Source organism: Clostridium sp. (assembly GCF_016650095.1).
GTDB lineage: Bacteria > Bacillota > Clostridia > Clostridiales > Clostridiaceae > Clostridium_AD.
In genome coordinates this window covers 1-4,647 of sequence record NZ_JAENWL010000303.1, presented here as the reverse complement: position 1 = coordinate 4,647, position 4,647 = coordinate 1, and the positions used below count along the sequence as shown (strand labels likewise).

General features: G+C 30.6%; 4 protein-coding genes. All 4 read right to left on the bottom strand.

The genetic code is table 11. The features are described 5' to 3' along the window. Positions 1-1,290, bottom strand: a 1,290-nt coding sequence (locus tag JJE11_RS14950; RefSeq protein WP_291637026.1) for a PDZ domain-containing protein, incomplete at its 3' end; no start/stop codon positions are given. Between the two features lie 151 nt (positions 1,291-1,441). After that, the gene (locus JJE11_RS14945; protein ID WP_291637028.1) at positions 1,442-2,659 is read right to left on the bottom strand and encodes a S41 family peptidase; all 1,218 of its coding nucleotides are present in this window, start codon (positions 2,657-2,659) and stop codon (positions 1,442-1,444) included. Positions 2,660-2,810: 151 nt separating this feature from the next. Continuing rightward, positions 2,811-3,707, bottom strand: a complete 897-nt coding sequence (ftsX, locus tag JJE11_RS14940; protein ID WP_291637023.1) for a permease-like cell division protein FtsX — start codon at positions 3,705-3,707, stop codon at positions 2,811-2,813. Next, a complete protein-coding gene (gene ftsE / locus JJE11_RS14935; RefSeq protein WP_291637021.1) occupies positions 3,697-4,383 on the bottom strand; it encodes a cell division ATP-binding protein FtsE in 687 nt (228 codons plus the stop codon). Before ftsE ends, ftsX begins: the two co-directional genes overlap by 11 nt. Between the last annotated feature and the right edge of the window lie 264 nt (positions 4,384-4,647).

Sequence of the window (4,647 nt, the reverse complement as noted above, 5' to 3'; positions counted from 1 at the left end):
GTCTTTATCTTTGTTTTTCATTTTCTCTAACACATCTTTAAAGCTTTCATCATCAACATTTACTACAGAGATATCTTGTGGTACCTCCCTTGGTACAATTACTATTCCCAATCTTTTATTCCCAGTCAAATTGCTATAATTCATGTCTTTTAACTCACCAGAAGGTTTTTTGATTTTTAACAAGAGTGAATTAAAATTCCCCTTAATTAAACTAAATATCTCTTCTTCAGCCTCTATTTTTTTGTCATTAATCTGGACTATTAAATCGCCACTTTGAATCCCCATGAGGAAAGCAGGAGATTTAGGTGCTACTGCGAGCACCATAATTCCCTCTTCATTACTAACAAATTTAGGTTTTGAAGTAAGTTCCATATGCTTTTCAAGTTGTAGCATTCCTTCATGAATCGCTGCAGCAAATATCAAAACAAATAATTGGAAATTCACTCCTAATACTGCTAATTGTGACATAGCTGTTAGTAGTACACCATAACCCATTATTAAAGCACCTGAAGTTAGGGCCTTGCTTTTCTTCTTCTTAGTGAAAGTAATACCGCTATACCCAATAACACCATACAAAGCAATGGACGCTATAACTGATTTCTCCACAATTTTCGTGATTATATCACTATTTATTAATGGCCACCACTCAGGTGTCACTATTGGCTGCCCACCCATTAAGTCTGATGTAGCTGCACTAAAAAGTATAAGTATAGCGATTGGTAATGCCCAATATCTTTTTAAGGCAAACCCACCAATAATTTTATTATCTCTATTTGTAAACACAGGAATAGCGCCTCTTGATCCATCTATCATAACCAAGCTTCCCTCTATAATATGTAATATCCCGACCAAAGTCATTAAAGTTAAAATATCTATGTTTATAAAATCTAATTTTGGCATGTGTAATATATTAGCCGCATATTTAAACAATATGCTAGTGATGCCTAACGCTGCACCTGAATATGAAAAACAAATAAATCTAGGCTTAAATGCCATAAAAAATAATGACACCATAAACAATAAATAAATATTCGAATTTTCATCAAAAACTAGCCCTAAAAATGTAAATAATAAACTTGCTATAGCTCCAGCAAAAATTCCCAATACAATTTGGGATATAGTTAGTTCAAAAGGTGAATCTAAACTTTCTCCCATTATCATTTTCTGCATTGTAGCAATTTTCTTGTTTTTGTTATAAAAAATTAATGCAATCATTATTAAAATAAACGCATTTGAAGGGTCTACAATTGCAGAAGCAACTGTTTTTAAAGTATATATTGCAATCTCCATTTGATAAAATTCTCCTCCCAAATTACTATGAAACATATTCTATTGCCCCACATAACTTATGAACCCTCACCTATGTAAATGTTGTTAAAAACCAAGTATCCACCAATTAATTGGTAGATACTTGTTATTTATTCAAATATGTCTTATGTTGTTACTTAATTTTACCCTTCGCTATTTCTAGAGCTTTTTTAAACTGCGGATCAGTACTTCTATCATATTCTTTCTCTTTAAGTGCTTGCGGAAACACTACCTCAACTTCTGGTTTTATTCCAATATGATGTATATTTTCACCATTCGGTGTATAATATTTTGATATAGTTACTTTTAATGCAGTACCATCGTCAAATCCATCCCTACTTTGATAAAGCATAGTTTGAACCACACCTTTACCAAAGGTTTTTTCACCCACTAAAGTACCAACCTTATAATCCCTTATAGCGCCTGCAAAAATTTCTGAAGCACTTGCTGACCCTGCATCTGTTAATACAGTTAATGGCATGCCTATGGCTAGGCCGCCCTTTGACTTATACTCAATCTTTTTATTATTCTTATCTATTGTATATACTATAATCTTTCCTTTAGGTACAAAATTAGATGTTAAATCTACAACTTGATTTAAAAGTCCACCAGGGTTTCCTCTTTCATCTATTATTAAACTTTTCATACCCTTCCCTTGCAATTCGGCTAATTTTTCATCAAAATTCTTAGAAGTGTTTTCATCAAACATTGAAAGCTGAATATATCCAACATTATTATCTAACATTTCACCTTTAACTGTTACCAAATCTATGGTAGCTCGTTTCATATTCACATCAAAAGCACTTTTCCCTTTTCTATTAATAGTTAAGGTAACTGCTTCATTTTCCTTTCCTTTCATCACTGTAACCGCTTTTTCGAGTTCTTTCCCACTATAAGCTACTCCATTAACTTTTTCGATAACATCCCCTGAGAGTATTCCCGCTTCTTTAGCTGGTGATTTATCAAAAGGCGCAATTACAATAATTTTATCATCTTTAACTCCCACTTGTAAACCAAGACCAGTATAAGCTCCTACTGTTTGAGTATTAAAGTCTGCAAACTCTTTTTTGTTCATAAAAACTGTATAAGGATCCTCTAGGGAATCAGTCATGCCCTTTATAGCTCCTTCTACTAAAACATCATCACTAATTTTACCATCATAGTACTCGTATAGTTTATTTCTCACTAAAAATAATTTTTGAAATTTTAATACTTGGTCATAGGCATCTCTTCCAATTAGTACTTTTCCATTTGGAGTTCTTAATGAAATTTGACTCGATACCACGAGCGTTATAACATTAGTGATAATCACCAAAACTACAATCCATAAAATCAATTTGCCTTTTTTTATTTTTGGTTTTCTACTGCCAAACCCTACTGTTTTAAATTCATCTACTTTATTTTCATCATCCATTTTATACACCTCTTTGCAATTCTCTATTTATTATTTATGTAATTATAAAAAATTTATAACACTAATAAGAAAATAAATATATTAAATATTACACAATCAAGAATTTTCTTATTGATATAATACTTCCTATTGCTCCAATAATTAAGCCTCCTAATATAAATTGCCATAAAGTAGTACTTAATATCAACAGAGGATTTATTAAGTTAACTCCAATTCCTATTAATGTTATATTATACTTTACGAAAATCACTCTATAAGCATAATATAGTATTCCAGTAGAAATAATTGCTCCGGATACACCTAGCATCATACCTTCAATAATAAATGGCCATCTTATAAACCAATCAGTAGCTCCAACAAATTTCATGATACCTATTTCTTTTTTTCTAGAATATAATGTAAGCTTAATTGTGTTTCCTATTAAGAATAGAGATACACTTATTAAGATTAAAAATAATAATAAGCCAACTATTTTTAGAGCATTGATTATTTTTATAAGTTTATCAACAAGTGCCCTAACATCGTTAATCTTCTCTACACCATTTAGTCCCGTAATAGCTTTAACTACATTATTCACTAATTCCGGTTTTTCTACTCTTACAATATATGTATTAGGAAAAGGATTGTTTTTTTCAAAACCTTGTACTAAGGATTTACTATCTTCTCCGAATTGTTTCTTTACCTTTTCTAGCGCATCATTTTTATCTTCAAATTTGATCTCTGAAACTCCTTGCACATCGTTAAGAGCCTTTTCAATAGCTGATTTATCTGCTATTGTTATATTATCCTTTAGATAAATTTTCACCTGTAACTTAGAACCTAGTTCCTCAACTCCTGCATTAACATTAAAAACAATCAATAAAAATACGCCTAAAATAAATAGAGTAGCTGCCACTGTAGCCACTGAAGCTATACTGACGGTTCTATTTCTTTTTAAGCTCCTTAAAGCATCCACAATAAAATATTTAACTGTATTAATCTTCATAACCGTATCTTCCCCTTTGCTCATCTCTAGCTAAAACACCTTTTTCTATAGCGAGTACTCTCTTCTTCATAGAGTCCACTATATTCTTTGCATGGGTTGCCATTATTACTGTAGTTCCAGCTTTATTAATATCATTTAATATATTCATGATATCAATTGCTGTTTCAGGATCCAAATTTCCTGTTGGCTCATCAGCAATTAGCAGAGTAGGATTATTTACTATAGCTCTAGCAAGAGAAACTCTTTGTTGCTCTCCACCTGAAATTTCATTAGGAAAAGCCATATATTTTTTTGATAATCCAACTAAATCCAAAACCATAGGTACTTTTTTTCTAATATCTCTTGGAGAACATTCAATAACTCGAAGTGCGAATGCCACATTTTCGTAAACATTTAAAGTATCAATTAATCTAAAGTCTTGGAAAACCACTCCAATTTTTCTTCTAAAATATGGTATCTGTTTTCTAGTTAATTTCGTTATATCGGTATTGTTTATAATAACATTACCTGTAGTTAATTCTATCTCTTTTAAAAGTATTTTGATAAAAGTAGATTTACCTGCTCCACTAGGGCCGACCAAGAATACAAATTCCCCTTTTTCAATGGTAATATCAACATTCGACAAGGCTATTACGTTATTATCATAAATTTTAGTTACTTTGTTAAATTGTATCATATTTAATTCTCCTTACCCCGTTTGTGTGATTCATTTTAGTGAATTTCTAACAACATTATATCATAAGGACTAGGTCTTTAATAAATTTTTTTATAAAATTTTCGTGAATATTCGTGAACTTAATTATTTATATAATAGTAACTCATAAATAATATTTGCCTTTATGATTTCCTATAATAAAAATATTATGATTTTCTAAAATAAAAATATTTCGAAAAATTATATATTGAATTTTGAGCTCTTCTTATTTTTTCGCTATATAAG

What these genes read in the sequence shown, in the direction of transcription:
- ftsE (WP_291637021.1), bottom strand. Translation starts at nt 4,383, where the DNA reads ATGATACAATTTAACAAAGTAACTAAAATTTATGATAATAACGTAATA.
- ftsX (WP_291637023.1), bottom strand. Translation starts at nt 3,707, where the DNA reads ATGAAGATTAATACAGTTAAATATTTTATTGTGGATGCTTTAAGGAGC.